This is a genomic window from Nitrosomonas sp. Nm166 (assembly GCF_900112825.1).
Taxonomy (GTDB): Bacteria; Pseudomonadota; Gammaproteobacteria; order Burkholderiales; family Nitrosomonadaceae; genus Nitrosomonas.
In genome coordinates this window covers 26,113-43,285 of record NZ_FONE01000029.1, presented here as the reverse complement: position 1 = coordinate 43,285, position 17,173 = coordinate 26,113, and the positions used below count along the sequence as shown (strand labels likewise).

19 protein-coding genes and 1 pseudogene are annotated in these 17,173 nt (G+C 46.5%); 8 read left to right on the top strand and 12 right to left on the bottom strand.

Annotated elements, in window-relative coordinates; all coding sequences use genetic code 11:
* A pseudogene (locus BM021_RS16125) lies at positions 1–165 on the top strand (hydrolase); the annotation flags it as partial.
* 108 nt (positions 166–273) lie between these two features.
* Here the strand turns inward: BM021_RS16125 and BM021_RS16120 are convergent.
* Complete coding sequence (locus BM021_RS16120; protein WP_256207859.1) at positions 274–429, bottom strand: hypothetical protein; 156 nt, start codon at positions 427–429, stop codon at positions 274–276.
* Between BM021_RS16120 and BM021_RS09510 the strand changes: the two genes are divergently transcribed.
* Complete coding sequence (locus BM021_RS09510; protein ID WP_256207858.1) at positions 415–2,121, top strand: amidohydrolase; 1,707 nt, start codon at positions 415–417, stop codon at positions 2,119–2,121. The two genes, BM021_RS16120 and BM021_RS09510, sit on opposite strands and share 15 nt — an antisense overlap.
* A complete protein-coding gene (locus BM021_RS09505; RefSeq protein WP_090720805.1) occupies positions 2,063–3,523 on the top strand; it encodes an alginate export family protein in 1,461 nt (486 codons plus the stop codon). Before BM021_RS09510 ends, BM021_RS09505 begins: the two co-directional genes overlap by 59 nt.
* Positions 3,524–3,676: 153 nt before the next feature.
* On the opposite strand, the gene dnaB is transcribed toward BM021_RS09505, so the two are convergent.
* The 5 genes from dnaB to rpsF form a co-directional block, all read right to left on the bottom strand.
* Positions 3,677–5,065 carry a replicative DNA helicase gene (gene dnaB, locus BM021_RS09500; RefSeq protein ID WP_090720804.1) on the bottom strand — a complete coding sequence of 463 codons (1,389 nt, stop codon included), beginning with the start codon at positions 5,063–5,065 and terminating at the stop codon, positions 3,677–3,679.
* A 121-nt stretch (positions 5,066–5,186) separates the two neighbouring features.
* Complete coding sequence (gene rplI / locus BM021_RS09495; protein ID WP_090720803.1) at positions 5,187–5,642, bottom strand: 50S ribosomal protein L9; 456 nt, start codon at positions 5,640–5,642, stop codon at positions 5,187–5,189.
* A gap of 11 nt (positions 5,643–5,653) precedes the next feature.
* Complete coding sequence (rpsR, locus tag BM021_RS09490; RefSeq protein ID WP_090720802.1) at positions 5,654–5,935, bottom strand: 30S ribosomal protein S18; 282 nt, start codon at positions 5,933–5,935, stop codon at positions 5,654–5,656.
* 19 nt (positions 5,936–5,954) lie between these two features.
* Positions 5,955–6,251, bottom strand: a complete 297-nt coding sequence (gene priB / locus BM021_RS09485) for a primosomal replication protein N (protein ID WP_090720801.1) — start codon at positions 6,249–6,251, stop codon at positions 5,955–5,957.
* Between the two features lie 3 nt (positions 6,252–6,254).
* Positions 6,255–6,677, bottom strand: a complete 423-nt coding sequence (gene rpsF, locus BM021_RS09480) for a 30S ribosomal protein S6 (RefSeq protein WP_090720800.1) — start codon at positions 6,675–6,677, stop codon at positions 6,255–6,257.
* A gap of 313 nt (positions 6,678–6,990) precedes the next feature.
* Between rpsF and BM021_RS09475 the strand changes: the two genes are divergently transcribed.
* The 4 genes from BM021_RS09475 to BM021_RS09460 all read left to right on the top strand — a co-directional run bounded on the left by BM021_RS09475 (position 6,991) and on the right by BM021_RS09460 (position 10,459).
* Positions 6,991–7,554 carry an anthranilate synthase component II gene (locus tag BM021_RS09475; RefSeq protein ID WP_090720807.1) on the top strand — a complete coding sequence of 188 codons (564 nt, stop codon included), beginning with the start codon at positions 6,991–6,993 and terminating at the stop codon, positions 7,552–7,554.
* Between the two features lie 30 nt (positions 7,555–7,584).
* Complete coding sequence (gene trpD / locus BM021_RS09470) at positions 7,585–8,613, top strand: anthranilate phosphoribosyltransferase (RefSeq protein ID WP_090720799.1); 1,029 nt, start codon at positions 7,585–7,587, stop codon at positions 8,611–8,613.
* 4 nt (positions 8,614–8,617) lie between these two features.
* Positions 8,618–9,472, top strand: coding sequence for an indole-3-glycerol phosphate synthase TrpC (gene trpC / locus BM021_RS09465; protein ID WP_090720798.1), 855 nt, complete (start codon positions 8,618–8,620; stop codon positions 9,470–9,472).
* Positions 9,473–9,601: 129 nt separating this feature from the next.
* Complete coding sequence (locus BM021_RS09460) at positions 9,602–10,459, top strand: HDOD domain-containing protein (RefSeq protein ID WP_090720797.1); 858 nt, start codon at positions 9,602–9,604, stop codon at positions 10,457–10,459.
* 269 nt (positions 10,460–10,728) lie between these two features.
* On the opposite strand, the gene BM021_RS09455 is transcribed toward BM021_RS09460, so the two are convergent.
* The 6 genes from BM021_RS09455 to BM021_RS09435 form a co-directional block, all read right to left on the bottom strand.
* Entirely contained in the window at positions 10,729–11,916 is a 1,188-nt protein-coding gene (locus BM021_RS09455) for a class II fructose-bisphosphate aldolase (protein ID WP_090720796.1), read from the bottom strand.
* Between the two features lie 44 nt (positions 11,917–11,960).
* A complete protein-coding gene (locus BM021_RS09450; RefSeq protein ID WP_090720795.1) occupies positions 11,961–12,302 on the bottom strand; it encodes a hypothetical protein in 342 nt (113 codons plus the stop codon).
* A 38-nt stretch (positions 12,303–12,340) separates the two neighbouring features.
* On the bottom strand, positions 12,341–13,270 hold the full coding sequence (gene cbbX, locus BM021_RS09445; RefSeq protein WP_090720794.1) for a CbbX protein: 930 nt from the start codon (positions 13,268–13,270) through the stop codon (positions 12,341–12,343).
* A 10-nt stretch (positions 13,271–13,280) separates the two neighbouring features.
* On the bottom strand, positions 13,281–13,421 hold the full coding sequence (locus tag BM021_RS15540; protein ID WP_177186350.1) for a hypothetical protein: 141 nt from the start codon (positions 13,419–13,421) through the stop codon (positions 13,281–13,283).
* A 117-nt stretch (positions 13,422–13,538) separates the two neighbouring features.
* Positions 13,539–13,973, bottom strand: coding sequence for a ribulose bisphosphate carboxylase small subunit (locus tag BM021_RS09440; protein ID WP_090720793.1), 435 nt, complete (start codon positions 13,971–13,973; stop codon positions 13,539–13,541).
* 20 nt (positions 13,974–13,993) lie between these two features.
* A complete protein-coding gene (locus tag BM021_RS09435) occupies positions 13,994–15,469 on the bottom strand; it encodes a ribulose-bisphosphate carboxylase large subunit (RefSeq protein ID WP_090720792.1) in 1,476 nt (491 codons plus the stop codon).
* Between the two features lie 168 nt (positions 15,470–15,637).
* On the opposite strand from BM021_RS09435, the gene BM021_RS09430 reads away from it, so the two are divergent.
* Positions 15,638–16,612, top strand: a complete 975-nt coding sequence (locus BM021_RS09430) for a LysR family transcriptional regulator (RefSeq protein ID WP_090720791.1) — start codon at positions 15,638–15,640, stop codon at positions 16,610–16,612.
* The last annotated feature ends 561 nt before the right edge of the window (positions 16,613–17,173 follow it).

The window sequence follows — 17,173 nt, the reverse complement described above, 5'->3', positions numbered from 1 at the left end:
AGGATGCAGGCCGCCGGCGTGCAACTGATCAACTGGTTCAGTGTGGCCAGTGAATTGCACCGCGACTGGCGCAACGATGTCGAAGGGCTGGGCGCATTATTATCCAGTTACATTCCGAACTACCGGAATCTGATGACAAGTTACTTTGCCATCACAAAAAAGTAAAACGGTATGGAACGTGGATGGCAGATATAGTCACCGCGTTGTCCGGTATTTTCCTGCCGCCACATCTAACAGCTAAAGGAGAAAACGATGAACAGCCCTAAAACTCAGTTAATCCTCCGCAATGGCCAATTCACGACGCTTGACCACCAGCAGCCACAAGCCACGGCTGTTGCCATCTCCAACGGCCATTTCATCGCCGTGGGGGATGACAGTGAGGTGATGCGCCTGGCCGATAACGAGACACAGGTGGTGGACCTCAATCATCGCCGTGTCATCCCCGGCCTCATCGATTCGCACCTGCATTTCATCCGCGGCGGACTCAGTTACAACATGGAGCTGCGCTGGGATGGCCTTCCTTCGCTGGCTGATGCCATGCGCCGCTTGAAGGAACAGGTAGCACGCACGCCCGCACCGCAATGGGTACGTATCGTCGGTGGCTTTACCGAAATGCAATTTGCAGAAAAGCGCTTGCCGACACTCGATGAAATCAATGCAGTCGCACCAGATACACCGGTTTTTATTTTGCATCTCTACGATCGCGCATTGCTTAATCGGGCAGCACTGCGCGCTTGCGGCTATGACCGTGATACCCCCAACCCAAAGGGTGGTCTGATCGCCAAGGATAGCAACGGAGAACCTACCGGACTGCTGTTGGCGGAGCCGAACGCAATGATTTTGTATGCAGCGCTCGCCAAAGGCCCTAAATTACCTTACGAGTATCAGCTCAATTCCACCCGTCATTTCATGCGGGAAATGAACCGCCTGGGTATCACCAGCGCAATCGATGCCGGCGGTGGTTTTCAGAACTACCCTGATGACTACAAAGTTATTGAGGAACTGCAGAGGGCTGGAGAATTAACTCTGCGCATCGCCTACAATCTGTTCACGCAGAAAGCTGGCGAAGAAGTTTCCGATTTCACTAAATGGACAAAAATGGGAAAACCTGGGGACGGCGACGACTACTATCGCCATAATGGCGCAGGTGAGATGCTGGTTTTTTCCGCGGCGGATTTTGAGGACTTTCGCATGCCACGACCGGATATGGCGCCGAACATGGAAAATGATCTGGAGGCCGTAGTGCGTATCCTGGCCAGCAATCACTGGCCGTTTCGCTTGCACGCCACTTATAACGAAACAATTTCCCGTGCATTGGATGTATTCGAGAAAGTGAACCGGGACATTCCTTTTAATGGAATACACTGGTTTTTCGATCACGCCGAAACGGTGACCGACGCCAATCTCGAGCGCATCGCCAAACTTGGTGGCGGCATCGCCGTCCAGCACCGCATGGCCTATCAGGGTGAATTTTTCGTGCAGCGCTACGGCCGCAAGGCTGCGGAGCGCACACCACCCTATCAACGCATGCTGCAAATGGGCGTCAATGTCGGCGCAGGCACCGATGCCACTCGTGTAGCCAGCTACGACCCATGGAATGCGCTTTATTGGCTCACCACCGGCAAGACATTGGGCGGTCTGCTGCTATATCCGGCAGCAAATCTCGTCGATCGCGAAACTGCGCTACGTCTTTATACACAGGCAAATACCTGGTTCTCGAACGAGGAAGGTGTCAAAGGTCAGATTAAACCGGGTCAATATGCTGACCTCGCCGTGCTATCGGATGATTATTTCAGCGTTCCGGATGATCAGATCCGAAATCTCGTTTCGGTGCTTACTGTTGTAGGTGGACGCATTGTTTACGGTGACAACGAGTTTAGCGCGCTTTCCCCGCCCATGCCGCCAGCCATGCCTGATTGGTCACCGGTGAATCATTTTGGTGGTTATTTCAAGCCTGCGGCAGGTGCAGCGCTACACTCGCTTGCTCACGCGGCCTGCGATTGCGGCACCAGTTGTTCTGTGCATGACCATGCCCACGGGCGCGCGTATCAGGATGCTGTAGATGCCAATGATCAACGCGGCTTCTGGGGAGCACTCGGCTGTTCGTGCTGGGCAATATGATGCAGATAGCACGTCTCTTACCCGGCAAATCTGTATGCATCTGCAGATGGCAAAAAATCGCAAGGCCAGCCTGGTTGCCGCTGTAATGCTCGCCACGTCATTGCCAGCAGTTGCATCCGAATATCAGCCGCTACGATTCGAAGAAGATTGGAGAGCAGATTGCAGCAAAATCATGCCCAAATGCTGGCGGATCGGCGAGACAGCCGCACTCACCTTGGGTGCCGATGCGCGCGTGCGTGCCCAGGGTTATTGGCCGGTGGATTTCGGTATCGGTAACACAATAGACATCCGAAGGGGTGATGACTATACACTGTTTCGAGGCTTGGTGCATGGTGACGTACGTGTCGGCAAGCATATGCAGATGTTCATGCAATTCGGAGCATACGACGAAGCCGGGCGCCGTGGCGGACCTGAGAGCACCGATCAAAGCAGCCTCGACTTGCAACAAGGTTTTCTGGCATGGAATGGCGATAGGTTTTCCCTTCGCGCTGGCAGGCAGGAAATGACTCTCGGTTCCTCACGCCTGATCGCGGTGCGAGAGGGCCCCAACATTCGCCTCGCTTTCGATGGCGCTCGCGCCGGCTGGAAGCAGGGATCGCACCGCATCGACGCTTTCGCCTTCCGTCCGGTTCTCAATAAGCCGGACGCCTTTGATGACACAACCACTAAATCTCAATCGCTGTACGGCTTATATGCCACACTCGCACCGGAAAGTATTGCCCCTTTAAAAATCGATCTCTACTGGCTGGGTTACGAAAGGGATCAGGCACAGTTTGCAACAGCGCAGGGACGGGAACACAGGCATTCTTTCGGCACACGGCTGTTTGGTTCTGCAAAGAACTGGGACTGGAACCTGGAAGCTCTATTCCAGATCGGCCATGTCGGCAACCAGACCATCCGTGCCTGGACGGTCGCCTCCGATACGGGTTTTACCTTTACAACGCTTCCCTGGTCACCGCGGCTCAGCCTGAAAGCGGATATTGCCAGCGGTGACAAGAATCCAAACAACGGGCAGCTTGGTACCTTTAATGCACTCTATCCCAACCCCACCTACTTCAGTGAGGCGGCCCTATTGGCACCGGGCAATATCATGGACGTGCAACCGGCTTTGACCATCAAGCCGGTTCCTGCGTTAACACTCATTGTAGGCTGGAATTTCCTATGGAAGCATTACAAAGCCGATGCGGTTTACACGCCACCCGCACCCTTAGTAGCGATACCAGAAACCATCGGAACCGGCCGGTATATCGGTGACCAGATTAGAGTGGAAGGCAGTTATCGCCCCCATCCGCAGTGGGAGATCCGCGCTGCTGCAGTCCATTTCAACACTGGCAAAGCCTTGACACAGGCCGGTGGTAAGAGCGTAGATTTTTTCATGACGAGCCTGGCATTTCGCTGGTGATCAAACCTGCCGACAATAGCAAGTATCACTGCAGCTGCTGCCCAGATTTCGGTACTTGGCTGCATCTTAACCCTGCCACCACGATCCGGGTATCACCCGCTGTGGTAACTCGATGACGACCGCTGCATCGCTCAAACTGCTGAAAATATCCTCCTAATAATATTCTGGCCTGGCATAACTTTCAAAACGGGTATATTCACCCAGGAAAGTCAGATCGACTTTGCCAATCGGACCGTTTCTTTGTTTACCGATGATAATTTCTGCAATCCCTTTGTCTGGCGAATCCGGGTTATAAACTTCATCTCTGTAAATAAAAAGAATCACATCGGCATCTTGTTCTATCGCGCCCGATTCACGCAAATCCGACATCACCGGGCGCTTATTAGGACGTTGCTCAAGGCTGCGGTTAAGTTGTGATAACGCGATCACAGGCACTTTCAATTCCTTGGCCAGACCTTTCAGCGCACGCGATATCTCTGAAATTTCAGTAGCACGATTTTCTCCATGACTGCTGGATGACATTAATTGCAAATAGTCCACCACAATCAGGCCTAATTCACCATATTGACGATAGAGCCGTCTTGCCCGTGCTCTTAGCTCCAGAGCATTCAGCGCCGCACTCTCATCGATAAAAATAGGGGCTTCATTCAGTTTGCCCAACGCATGGGTCAGTTTGGGCCAATCCTGATCATCCAGGCGACCGGTGCGAACCCTATGCTGATCCAGTTTTCCGACAGATCCCAGCAAACGCATCGCAAGCTGCGCTCCGCTCATCTCCATGCTGAATACAGCAACTGGCTTTCTTAATTCCAGTGCAACATGCTCTGCAATATTAAGTGAGAAGGCAGTTTTACCCATGGATGGCCGACCCGCCACAATGATTAAATCGCCGGGCTGGAAACCGGATGTTTTTTGATCGAGATCGTAAAAACCTGAAGCAATGCCGGTGACATTACTGGAGTTATCTTGACTATAAAGTACCTCTATCCTTTCAACAACTTGCTTTAAGAGAGGCTGAATATCTATGAAGCCCTCTTTACCTCGGGCACCTTCTTCAGCAATTTCAAAAACTTTTGCTTCCGCTTCATCTAACAAGTTAGCTGCGGAACGTCCAGCCGGGTTATAGGCAGAATCGGTGATTTGTACACCGACCTGTGCCAAATTGCGCATAATGGAGCGTTCACGCACAATTTCAGCATAGCGCCTGATATTAGCAGCCGATGGGGTATTTTGTACGATAGCACCGATATAGGCGAGACCACCTACACTCTGAAGCTCTGCGGACATTTCTAAAGATTCAGCAACCGTAACCACATCAGCAGGTTTATTATGTTCTATTAACTTACAGATATGATAGTAAATCAAACGATGATCATGCCGATAAAAATCACTATCGGTAATGATGTCAGCAATTTTCTCCCAGGCGCTATTATCCAGCATGAGTCCTCCCAAGACAGATTGCTCGCTTTCAATAGAGTGCGGTGGGGCCTTATAGGGATCTACAAGCTGATCCTGATCGATAATAAAAGATGATTGCGCCATGGATATCCATTCAGAAACACAGGGGATGAATGTTTTAATTCTATCACTTGCTAATTCCAAATAAAAAAGGACTATTGCTAATAGTCCTTCTGAAATATTTTTGTTTAAAAAAGCTTTTCTATCAGATTGTTGCTTCGCCTAATACAGACACGGTAATATGCGCTGAAACATCACCATGCAATACCACTGTCAGCGGGTAATCCCCTACTTGTTTTAGTTGGCCATTCGGCATGCGGATCATGGATTTTTCAATTGTAAAGCCTTGTTCAACAAGTGCTTGAGCAATATTTGCATTCGTAACTGAGCCAAACAGTTTTCCATCACTTCCGGCTTTCTGGGTAATCTGTACTAGCAATCCATCCAATTTATCAGCAATCGCCTGAGCGGCCGCTAGAGATGCGGCATGAGCCTTTTCAAGTTCAGCGCGCTTAGACTGAAACTCTGCAATGGCCTGCTCTGTCGCACGCTTTGCTTTTCCCTGAGGAATCAGGTAATTACGTGCAAAACCGCTTCTGACATTAACAATATCACCCAACTGCCCCAAATTAGCGATTTTTTCCATCAAAATAATTTGCATTTTGTTGCTCCTCAGTGCTGATCAGTATAAGGCAATAATGCCAGAAAACGAGCCCGCTCCACCGCTGTACTAAGCTGGCGCTGATAACGAGTACTTGTGCCGGTAATGCGTGCTGGAATTATTTTACCGTTCTCACTAATAAAATCTTTCAAGAGTTCGACGTCTTTATAATCCACGTGCTTTATGCCTTCCGCAGTGAAACGACAAAACTTCTTACGCTTGAATAGAGGGCGATTGGCTTTTTTTTCTTTTTCTTTATCTTTACTGTCTTTACGTCTTATAAAACGCGTCATTTTAATTCCTATTTACTGATTAAATGAGTATGACATCATTAGCATGCAATACCAGTTGTTGACTCAGATGGCTTTTTCTATTGAGAAATCCGATTAATTTTATCTTACTGTTAATTTTTAACTCAGCAACCGTCAAAGCCAATTGTCCTAATGCAACTGTAGAAATTTCGCACATTATTTGTCGCGCTACACCAGCTTCGATTTGCTGAGATACATGATTGACAGTAAATTCAATAACGGCAATACCCGCTGGGGTGTAGCGTAAAGCGCATCGCTTAATAATTTTTCCACAAATAATTGTTTGATTACAATCCAATTGCTATACAGTCGATGCAGAAACGCCAGATTCATCTGCTAAATCGTCTGCCTCTGAATCAACAGTACGGGTATCTGAAATAGGCGAACCTGCAGAACTGGATCTTTCTTCTTGGCGCATCATAGGGGATGGTTCTGTGATAGGACCATCTGTCCGAAGGGTTAAATGTCGAAGAATAGCATCACTAAATTTAAAAGCATGATCTAGATCATTCAAAGTTTCTTGATCACATTCAATATTCATCAATACATAATGCGCTTTATGAACTTTCTGGACCAGATAGGCCAGTTGGCGGCGACCCCAATCTTCCACGCGATGAATTTTGCCATTCTTTGCAGTAACAATACCCCGATAGCGTTCGATCATTGCAGGCACTTGTTCACTTTGATCAGGATGAACAATAAAAACTATTTCGTAATGTCGCATAAATTCCTTATGGGTAAAGCCTCCCACGGTATCTTTTATTAGGTGAGGCAAGGTTTGGAAAGCTTTTTATTGTACTGAATTAATAAGGTAATATCAAATGATGAATAATGTCCAATGTCCCCTGATTGATTTTCGGAAAACTTCGAGTCATAGAAAGCGCCTGCACATATAACTTATTACTCTCCCAATCAGAAAGATGAAGCAACACCCCTCTCGATTGAACTGGTAAAATTCGCTTATTTAATTTTAATTCATCATTGCATGAGTTTTCTTATAAAACTCCCGATAGATGTACTCATACAGAATTAATAAAATGCTGCTAATGATTGATAACTATGACTCTTTTACGTACAACCTCGTGCAATATTTTTCTGAACTGGGCGAGGAAGTAATCGTATACCGAAATGATGAAATAACCTTGAATAAAATTTCACAGCTCAAGCCTGAGCGGATAGTCATTTCTCCAGGACCCTGCACGCCCAATGAAGCGGGAATATCGCTTTCCGTGATTAATCAATTCAGTCAGAATATTCCAGTTTTAGGTGTTTGTCTGGGACATCAAAGCATTGGACAAGCATTTGGTGGTCAGGTTGTTCATGCGAAACAACTGATGCATGGCAAAACATCCAGCATTTTTCATCATAATAAGGGGGTTTTCCGGAATTTACCCAACCCTTTCATTGCTACTCGCTATCACTCGCTTGTGGTTGAACGTTCCACACTGCCTGATTGCCTTGAGATTACGGCATGGACTGAAGATGATGAAATCATGGGCATACGCCACAAGACATTGGCAATCGAAGGTATTCAATTCCATCCTGAGTCTATTTTGAGCGAGCATGGACACCAAATGCTCGAAAATTTTCTCAATCGATAAACAGGTTAGATTGAAGAATAAGGCCACTCAATGACTCCACAAGAAGCACTCCAGCGTATTATTGCTCACCAGGAAATCATGCATGAAGAAATGATGTCCTTGATGCGGCAAATGATGCAAGGAGAAATTTCACCCGTCCTCATCGCTGCGATCATTACGGGTCTTCGGGTAAAAAAAGAGACTATCGGAGAAATAGCCGCAGCTGCCCAGGTGATGCGTGAATTTGCAGCCAAAGTTGATCTTCATGATAGCGCTCACTTAGTAGATACCTGTGGCACCGGTGGAGATTCTGCACATACCTTCAACATTTCAACGGCAGCGGCGTTTGTTGCTGCAGCTGCCGGAGCTCGTGTAGCCAAGCATGGCGGCAGATCAGTCTCAAGCAAATCCGGTAGCGCTGATGTGCTTGAAGCACTGGGTATTAATTTAAATCAAACGCCACAGCAAGTCGCTCAATGCATCAGCGAAATTGGCGTTGGTTTTATGTTTGCCCCCAATTACCACGCTGCCATGAAACACGCCGCGCCAGTTCGGCGTGAATTGGGCGTCAAGACTTTGTTTAATATCCTCGGACCGCTCACGAATCCTGCCAGCGCCAAACGGCAAGTATTGGGCGTATTCAGCAATGATCTGGTTAAAACTCTGGCACATGTTCTGCAACGATTGGGCAGTCAGCACGTATTAATTGTCAATGGAAAAGATGGATTGGATGAAATCACGATAACAGGCGAAACAAATGTCGGTGAATTGAAAAATGGTCAAGTGAAAACTTATACCATCAAACCGGAAGATTTTAATTTAAGAACATCACCCATCAAGACTATTCAGGTGACGGATGCTGAGCATGCAAAAAGGATGTTACTCTCCGTCCTGGAAAACATGGCCGGACCTGCTCGTGATATCGTCTTATTAAACGCTGGCGCAGCGATCTATACTGCCGGTATCGTGAATACTCTAGAACATGGAATAACAACAGCGCATCAAGTCCTTGAAAATGGCGCTGCACTGAAAAAACTTCATCAGCTTGCAGAATTTACCCAGAAAAATTCTGCTCAATAATAAAATGTCCGATATTTTAAAAAAGATTCTTACTGTCAAGAAACAGGAAATTATTGCTGCAAAAGCATTAAAGCCTTATTCATTACTATTGCAGGAAGCCCAATCAGCATCTCCTCCACGTAATTTTACCGCAGCAATCCATAGCAGAATCGATGCAGGGCAACCTGCTGTAATTGCTGAGATCAAACAAGCCAGTCCGAGCAAAGGCATCTTACGTGGACGCTCATCTGAAGCCAATGCGCAATCCTTTGAATTTCTGCCTGCCGAAATAGCGAAAACTTACGCCCAACATGGCGCAGCCTGTCTATCAGTCTTGACTGATAGACAATTTTTTATGGGCAGCTCCGAATACTTACAAGAAGCCCGTGCAGCGTGCCTGCTCCCAGTTTTACGTAAGGATTTTATGCTTGAGGATTATCAGATTGCTGAGGCACGCGCGATGAATGCAGATTGTATTTTGCTGATAGTGAGCGCTTTCTTATTAGAGTATGGTGATGATGGGCCTAACAATGAAGCTTTGGTGCAGATGCTGAAACTTGAGGAATTGGCTCATTCGCTTGGTATGGCTGTTCTGGTGGAAGTGCATGATGCAACTGAATTGGAAATGGCACTCCAGCTGACTACACCATTGATCGGCATCAATAACCGTAACTTACGGACTTTCGAAACCTCTCTAAATACAACTCTGGAATTATTGAGCAGAATCCCACCCGATAGAACTGTTGTGACCGAAAGCGGCATACATCATCCGGCAGATGTTGCTATGATGCGAAACAATCAAGTTCATGCATTTCTTGTTGGTGAAGCTTTCATGCGGGCGGCAGATCCAGGCATAGAATTAGAGCGATTATTTTCCTGACCGATTACTGATGGCTCTGAGTACAACTATCTACATATTGCTGATGAGCAAGGGATGAAAATAGCATGTTTCCTAAAGATCTGTCAGGAAATGTCGTAAAAAATATGACACATCAGATCGGGATTCAGCATGCTACAGCAAAAACAAAGAAAATTATCAGACTGGGTAGATTTTCTTACAACAGCAGAAATTCCTGTTCTAAAGCAAACCGCACGTAACCTTGCACTCTTGCAGAGAGATGAACAGCACCTGAACGCTCGCAGCATTGCTCATGTAGTGAAATATGATCCGTTGATGACAGCAAAGTTACTGCGCCATCTACAGCAGCATAAACATCGCTCTCAAGAACATGATGTCATGGAAGTTGAGCAGATAATCATGATGCTTGGACTCGAAACCACTTTAAATAAAGTATCAGCAAAACCTTTGGTTGAAGAAATTCTAGGGCACGATCATATGAATGCACTGGTTTACGTGCTAAAAACCGCTCATCGCGCGAATATCGCCTCTTCGTACGCTTTTGACTGGGCAATTCGTTTACATGATTTACATTTCGAAGAAATCCGTATTGCTGCATTATTGCATGACATTGCTGAAATACTCATGTGGTGTTTTGCACCTAACGAAATGTTAAAAATTAAAAACTTACAGAAACTGGATAAAACAATCCGCAGCACTACAGCACAAGAAAAAGTTTTTGGTTTTTCATTGCACCAATTACAACTGGAACTTGCTGTCCAGTGGAAATTACCTGAGCTATTAATTATTGTGATGGATAATCATTGCTCAAGCTTGCAGCGGGTTCGTAGCGTTACCCTGGCTGTAAATTTAGCCAGACATTCTGCAAATGGATGGGATGATGCCGCTTTACCTGATGATTATGAAGAAATAGCCAAACTCTTGCATCTGCAGGTATGGGAAATTATGGCTATCGTAGGCGCTAATAAACAGCATAAAAACAAGCAAACTCCTAGCAATATCCTTTAAGCTTCGGCTCGTTTCTCGGTATACTTCCTTACCTTTTTACAAGCTCAGTCATTAGGATCCGGACTCTTTAGATCCACCATATGAGGGTAGCGACGATTCATCCGAAATTTACAAACGTAACACTCTCAATTGCAAGTCTTTTCTTTTATCTGTCATCTGTCCGTACTGCCACAACCAAGAGATAAGCGGATATAACGCATGCATTGAGAATCTCTCAGGTTAAGATCAACCACTCCTGAATCACTAACTTTCTAAAAGGTAAAAATTCTTTAGAGCAGCATTTTAGATATGGATGGAGAGAATGCAATGCTCAGTTTTGGATTGGCTGAGTTTGATAGCAGGCTGAAAATACGATCATTGATAACTTGGCTGCAATGATTGATGACATCATGATGAACGAATTGTACCCGCCAGCAGATGTGGATCTGATTGGGGTCGTTAATGGACCAGCCGGAGAAAACCTGGCGTACACCTGGCATAGAGCTTAATTGTTCCCGGCCATGTTCAATTAACGTATTGATCTGTTGTAAATGACGCTTTTCAACCTGATAGATGACAATTTGTTCCGCTGGTTGCCAAGCACGGCATTGCATGAGTACTTCCGCTGCTCGGCCAGCGGAACCCCATAGGTGCATGAAGAGTTTGATGCGCTCAATGAGTTTATCTTTAATACCCTGTAGCGCCTCGATATAACCTTTTTTAGCGTGCCCCTGCACATTGCAGCGAATAGCTGCTGCAGCTATATCCGAAAGCTCGGTATAGCAATTGATTTTTGCAACGCCATTCAAAATTAATTTGTGGTACTGGTCTTCAGCCAAACCGCTGCCGCCGTGAAGTACGAGTGGAATTCCGATTTCTTGATTAATACGCTTCAGGCGTTTGAGATCGAGCTTGGTGTGGTGGTGCTGGCGGCCATGCCGCGTGCCAATGGAAACGGACAAGAAATCTACACCGCTACGATTAACATATGCTTTTGCTTCTGCAACCGGTGTAAAACAAGCTTCGCCCAAATGGTTTACTGCATTTTCTCCTTCTGCGCCGCCAACAAAACCGAGTGCGCCTTCGATTGCAGCGCCGCATGCGTGTACCGCTTCTGCAACGCGGCTAGTTTGGGCGATATTGACGGCAAACGCTTCTGCGGAAACATCCAGCATGACGCTATTGCATCCCAAGCTAATTGCTTGAGAGATTGATTCAGGTGTTTGGGCGTGATCAAAATGGATTGCGACCGGCACCTTGGCTTGCTGTGCTGCCCGTTCGACAGCTGGCATGATCAATTTAAAATCATGCCGATCGAAGAGTGGTTCAGATAGATTAAGAATGGCAGGAGAACGGCAAGACTCGGCGGCTATGATGATGGCTTCCAGAAAATCCAGGCTTACCAGCCCAAAACCACCAATTGCGTAGTTGTTTTGATAAGCATGTTTTAATAAATCGCGCATATCAACGAACGGCATATTGTCCTCTGGAATCGGTTAGTATTTTATCTTTGTTTAATAAATCACATTTTTTCGAGAGCTTGTTCCAAATCATCCAGCGCGGATCCCATAATAAGCCCCGCACAGCTATGGTATAACCACAATTCACATGCGACCGGTAAGTGCAAATTGTTTCTTCCGCGAATCTTGAATTCCCGCCACGCCATGACCGGCTGATCGTCAGCAGTACTATCGACGCATAACCACATTGCCTTATCCAGAATGACTTCCAAGCCGCGATGCTGAAGTAATGCAACACGCAACGGGCGGCCTACTCGCAGCAAAGCCAAACGGCCCCGGTTATAGCAAACCGCATTGATCTGTTTGGGAAAAATGCGTAATGGAAGCATTAAGGTATCATCCATCTCGTCACGATTCCCTGGTGTGTGAGATTACATGGTATTTAAGCAGGACCGGTTGCAGTATCCGGTTTTCCTTCGAGGAAAACTCGGCTGGCTTTAATGTCTTCTGCTTCAATGGTCATCAGATCAATACTGGTGAGTGCTTTTTTACCTCCTGTAAACAATCGGTTAGCTTGGCGTAGACGAGCCCGATCCAGTGCATTTCTTACCGAGCGGGCATTGGCAAAATATTCCAGGGTCATCCGCAACCGGATATATTCGACAAATGCTTTTTCTCCATCTGGGCTAAAGCGGTAGTTTTGGGCCGCTAGCATCAGCTTGGCTATTGCGACTAATTCATCGACGCCATAGTCAGGAAAATCAATGTGATGCGCGATCCGTGATCGCATACCCGGGTTGCTTTGAAAAAATTTATCCATCCGGTCTTTATAACCCGCCAAAATAACCACTAAGTCATCACGATTGTTTTCCATTGTTTGCAACAGGATTTCGATAGATTCGGCTCCATAATCGCGCTCATTCTCTGGTTTGTAGAGATAGTAGGCTTCATCAATAAATAATACCCCACCCATGGCCCGTTTAATCACTTCTTTGGTTTTCGGAGCGGTATGTCCGATGTACTGACCAACCAGATCGTCTCGTGTTACTGAAACCAAATGCCCTTCCCGCACATAACCCAAGCGATGCAGAATTTCAGACATGCGCGATGCTACAGTCGTTTTGCCGGTACCAGGATTACCAGTAAAGCACATATGCAAGCTTGGAGCGCCCGCTGATAATCCGAGTTGCTTGCGGACGCGATCCACGAGTAACAATGCTGCAATCTCATGAATACGAGTCTTGACTGGTTTTAATCCAATCAATTCGCGGTCCAGTTTATCCAGTACTTCACGTATGTTGGATTCTCGAAATTCTGCATCTAAGTCGACGGACTGTTCAGTCGCTTTTAGAATTTTAGATTGCTTAGCCATGATAAGTCCTTTAGGCAAGATGATTAGATTCTGAGTATTTTCTTAAGTAACAAACGCAAATATAACTTGATTTTTCAATCTTAGGAAATTCAGCATCCAAATCAACCGAAAGATTTTCAGCAGTTCTAAGGTATTTAAATTCTCGTTTCATGCTGCCTCTCCCACGAAAAGTAATCGAACACGCATTCATTTCTCTGTACGATGCGAAAGTACCATTATTCTCTCCCTCCCTTTACATGTTCGCAGTAAAGAGAGGGTTGAATCAATTTTAGTAACGTTCTCCTTCCGGTTTATCCGTTGCATAAGAATGGATGGAATATTGAATATTCCTACCTGCCGTTTCTCGACGAATCAGACCGAAACCAGGTTCTTTTTCAGGTCGATTGACAATGTAAGACATGGTCGGGCTTTCAAAACCACGTGCAGAGTTGAAAGCAGTTACACGGATATAGTGATTGGGAAATGTTTTGCGACAATTGTTGATTTCCATCAGTATCCCCGCAGGATCCTTCAAATCAAACATTGGATTACCGTACATTTCCCAGTAGGTATCGCGCGGGTGAGGGTCATCCGTATACTCAATACCAATTGCCCATCCCTTGTTCAACGCATATTTGATTTGCGCTGAGATTTGTTTATCCGTTAACGGCGGCAGAAAAGAAAATTGCCCTTGGGTGAGGCGATTGCCTGCATTTGTCATCATGATTTTTCTCCTTTAACCCATTAAACATTGGCAGTGACTGAAGGTACAAAATCTGCGGTGTCGGTGGATTCATAGTTGAACGTGATATCCTTCCAAGTATCTAATGCCAGTTTCAATGGCGTACACCATTTCGCTGCTTCGGCGAGAATTTCAGGTCCTTCTTTGACATAATCGCGGCCTTCATTACGCGCCATGATCATGGCTTCGAGTGCTACGCGGTTAGCGGTTGCGCCTGCTTGAATGCCTTGTGGATGTCCGATAGTACCGCCACCGAATTGCAACACCACGTCTTCACCCAAGTAATCGAGCAATTGGTGCATTTGGCCGGCATGAATCCCACCGGATGCCACTGGCATCACTTTTCTCAAGGATGCCCATTCTTGATCAAAGAACAGGCCATGTTCAAGATTTTTCTCGGTTCTGGTTTCACGCAAGGTATCGTAGAAACCTTTGATCATGAGTGGATCTCCTTCCAGTTTTCCGACAACGGTTCCGGCGTGAATATGGTCAACTCCAGCCATGCGCATCCACTTACAAATAACCCGGAAGTTCATGCCATGATTTTTTTGCCGGGAATAAGTTGAATTACCAGCACGATGTAAATGCAAGATCATATCGTTCTTGCGAGCCCATTTCGCCATCGATTGAATGGCCGTGTAACCAACCACCAAGTCGATCATGATAATGGCCGAGCCCAGCGATTTGGCAAATTCAGCACGTTCGTACATGTCTTCCATGGTAGCTGCCGTGACATTCAGATAATGCCCTTTGACTTCACCGGTAGCGGCTGATGCTTTATTAACTGCCTCCATACAGAATAAGAAGCGATCGCGCCAGTGCATGAAAGGTTGCGAATTGATATTTTCATCGTCTTTCATGAAATCGAGGCCGCCTTTGAGTCCCTCGTAGACCACCCGACCATAGTTGCGACCGGATAATCCTAACTTCGGTTTGGTTGTGGCACCGAGTAATGGCCGGCCAAATTTATCTAAGCGTTCACGTTCGACCACAATACCAGTTGCTGGTCCTTGGAATGTTTTGAGATAGGCAACCGGAATACGCATGTCCTCCAGCCGCAATGCTTTCACAGCTTTGAAGCCGAATACGTTACCGATGATGGAAGCGGTTAAGTTGGCAATCGATCCTTCCTCGAACAGATCCAAGTCATAGGCGATGTATGCAAAATATTGCTGATCGGTTTTGGTACCTGGGCCAGTATTAGGAACTGGATCAACCCGATATGCTTTGGCACGATATAACTCGCACGCTGTCAGACGGTCAGTCCAAACCACAGTCCAAGTTGCAGTCGATGATTCGCCAGCGACGGCTGCGGCCGCTTCTTCCGGTTCCACACCCTCTTGTGGTGTGACACGAAACAACGCAATCACATCGGTATCTTTGGGAATATAGTCCGGTTCCCAGTAGCCCATTTTTTTGTAGGGGATTACGCCGGATTTATAACGTTCTTTTCCTTCTTTAATCGTTTCTGAAGTCATAGTTATCTCCAAGTAATTTAAATGAACCCGCGGGTAAGTTGCTAGAGTCAGGAGAATTTTTTACCTGCGGTTCGAAGAAGTGTACAATTACGCAATCATAAATAACAATCAATTATTTCGATACTTTCAATAGACAATAATCTATTGAAATATAGAAAAGAGAATTCCATGCGCCACAGCACCATTCGACAACTGGAGGTTTTTGAAGCTATCGCACGCTTGAATAGCTTCACTCGTGCGGCTGAAGAATTATTTTTGACGCAACCGACTGTATCGATGCAAATCAAAAAGCTGACTGATGATATTGGCTTACCACTGTTTGAGCAGATAGGTAAGAAAATTTATCTGACCGATGCGGGAAAAGAGCTGTATCAGACTTGCCAGAGTATTTTTGAGCATTTTTCCCGGTTCGAGATGATAGTGTCGGATATGAAAGGCCTTAAATCCGGGAAATTGCGGCTTGCGGTTGTAACGACCGCCAAATACTTCACGCCGCGATTATTAGGCATGTTTTGCCAGAAATATCCTGGTATTGACGTAGCGTTAAAAGTAACCAACCGCGAGCGTGTTCTGGAACGATTAACCAACAATCAGGATGATCTTTACATCCTGGGTCAAGTTCCGGAAGGGATTGATGCCGTGGCAGAGGTTTTCTTGGATAACCCGCTGGTCGTGCTAGCGGCTGCGGATCATCCGCTAGTCAATCACAAGAACATCAGTATCGACCGCATTTGTGATGAGCCTTTCATTATGCGCGAGCCTGGTTCGGGAACACGCATGGCGACCGAACGTTTTTTTTCGGAACGCAATAAAAAACTAAAGGTTCGCATGGAATTGGGTAGCAATGAAGCCATCAAGCAAGCGATTGTCGGACATTTGGGAATCGCGGTAATATCCCGCCATACCTTGGCATTGGATGCGCCGATGGGGCAGCTCGCAGTATTGGATGTCGAAGATTTTCCAATTGAACGGCATTGGTATTTTGCATATCCATCTGGCAAGCAGTTATCGATTGTGGCGCAAACTTTCCTGGACTATTTGCGCCAGGCACATCATTCTCTGGAAGACTTATCCTGCCGCCATGCCACCACGGGCCATTGTCCGCTGCTAATAAATGGGACCGGTATAAAATCCGGTGGATAACGTTGTTTTCTTCCAGAAATTACTCATCATACATTTATAAGAGCTTTACAATGACTCAACATATTGCCTGATTCGATCAGTTGAGCATACAGGATGTCGGTTAGTGGGTGGTAAAAACGCCTCGCTGGAAGAGATGATCAGTCACCTGACACAGGCAGGTGTAAATGTGCTGATGGGCTTTTATGGCCTTGTGGTCACTGGCCTGACCGGGTGTGAGCAGCATGATGCAAGGCCCTTGCCGTCGGTCACGAGGTGGATTTTTGTTGTCCACCTTTGTTGCGGCCAATAGCATGAACGCAGTCCCATTTTCAGCCGCCAGAACAACAGTGGTTCTTAATAAAGGTACTGTCGATCATCAGTCGATTCGGCTGACCCTCCGCTCCGGCCGATCTTCTCTCGATATCGCGCTGTGCTCATCTGAAAAACGATTGTATAGCGTCTTCTTCGGCCCGTACTCTCGAGCCGAATTTGCCCATCGCCCGCCACCTCTTAAAACATGAACGATTCCGCCAAAACACGACGATCATCTACACGCTTCAAACCCCACGTATCTTGCGGCAA

What these genes read in the sequence shown, in the direction of transcription:
- BM021_RS16120 (WP_256207859.1), bottom strand. Translation starts at nt 429, where the DNA reads ATGATTGAGGTCCACCACCTGTGTCTCGTTATCGGCCAGGCGCATCAC.
- BM021_RS09505 (WP_090720805.1), top strand. Translation starts at nt 2,063, where the DNA reads ATGCCAATGATCAACGCGGCTTCTGGGGAGCACTCGGCTGTTCGTGCT.
- dnaB (WP_090720804.1), bottom strand. Translation starts at nt 5,065, where the DNA reads ATGGCGCAATCATCTTTTATTATCGATCAGGATCAGCTTGTAGATCCC.
- rplI (WP_090720803.1), bottom strand. Translation starts at nt 5,642, where the DNA reads ATGCAAATTATTTTGATGGAAAAAATCGCTAATTTGGGGCAGTTGGGT.
- rpsR (WP_090720802.1), bottom strand. Translation starts at nt 5,935, where the DNA reads ATGACGCGTTTTATAAGACGTAAAGACAGTAAAGATAAAGAAAAAGAA.
- rpsF (WP_090720800.1), bottom strand. Translation starts at nt 6,677, where the DNA reads ATGCGACATTACGAAATAGTTTTTATTGTTCATCCTGATCAAAGTGAA.
- BM021_RS09475 (WP_090720807.1), top strand. Translation starts at nt 6,991, where the DNA reads ATGCTGCTAATGATTGATAACTATGACTCTTTTACGTACAACCTCGTG.
- trpD (WP_090720799.1), top strand. Translation starts at nt 7,585, where the DNA reads ATGACTCCACAAGAAGCACTCCAGCGTATTATTGCTCACCAGGAAATC.
- trpC (WP_090720798.1), top strand. Translation starts at nt 8,618, where the DNA reads ATGTCCGATATTTTAAAAAAGATTCTTACTGTCAAGAAACAGGAAATT.
- BM021_RS09460 (WP_090720797.1), top strand. Translation starts at nt 9,602, where the DNA reads ATGCTACAGCAAAAACAAAGAAAATTATCAGACTGGGTAGATTTTCTT.
- BM021_RS09455 (WP_090720796.1), bottom strand. Translation starts at nt 11,916, where the DNA reads ATGCCGTTCGTTGATATGCGCGATTTATTAAAACATGCTTATCAAAAC.
- BM021_RS09450 (WP_090720795.1), bottom strand. Translation starts at nt 12,302, where the DNA reads ATGGATGATACCTTAATGCTTCCATTACGCATTTTTCCCAAACAGATC.
- cbbX (WP_090720794.1), bottom strand. Translation starts at nt 13,270, where the DNA reads ATGGCTAAGCAATCTAAAATTCTAAAAGCGACTGAACAGTCCGTCGAC.
- BM021_RS15540 (WP_177186350.1), bottom strand. Translation starts at nt 13,421, where the DNA reads ATGAAACGAGAATTTAAATACCTTAGAACTGCTGAAAATCTTTCGGTT.
- BM021_RS09440 (WP_090720793.1), bottom strand. Translation starts at nt 13,973, where the DNA reads ATGATGACAAATGCAGGCAATCGCCTCACCCAAGGGCAATTTTCTTTT.
- BM021_RS09435 (WP_090720792.1), bottom strand. Translation starts at nt 15,469, where the DNA reads ATGACTTCAGAAACGATTAAAGAAGGAAAAGAACGTTATAAATCCGGC.
- BM021_RS09430 (WP_090720791.1), top strand. Translation starts at nt 15,638, where the DNA reads ATGCGCCACAGCACCATTCGACAACTGGAGGTTTTTGAAGCTATCGCA.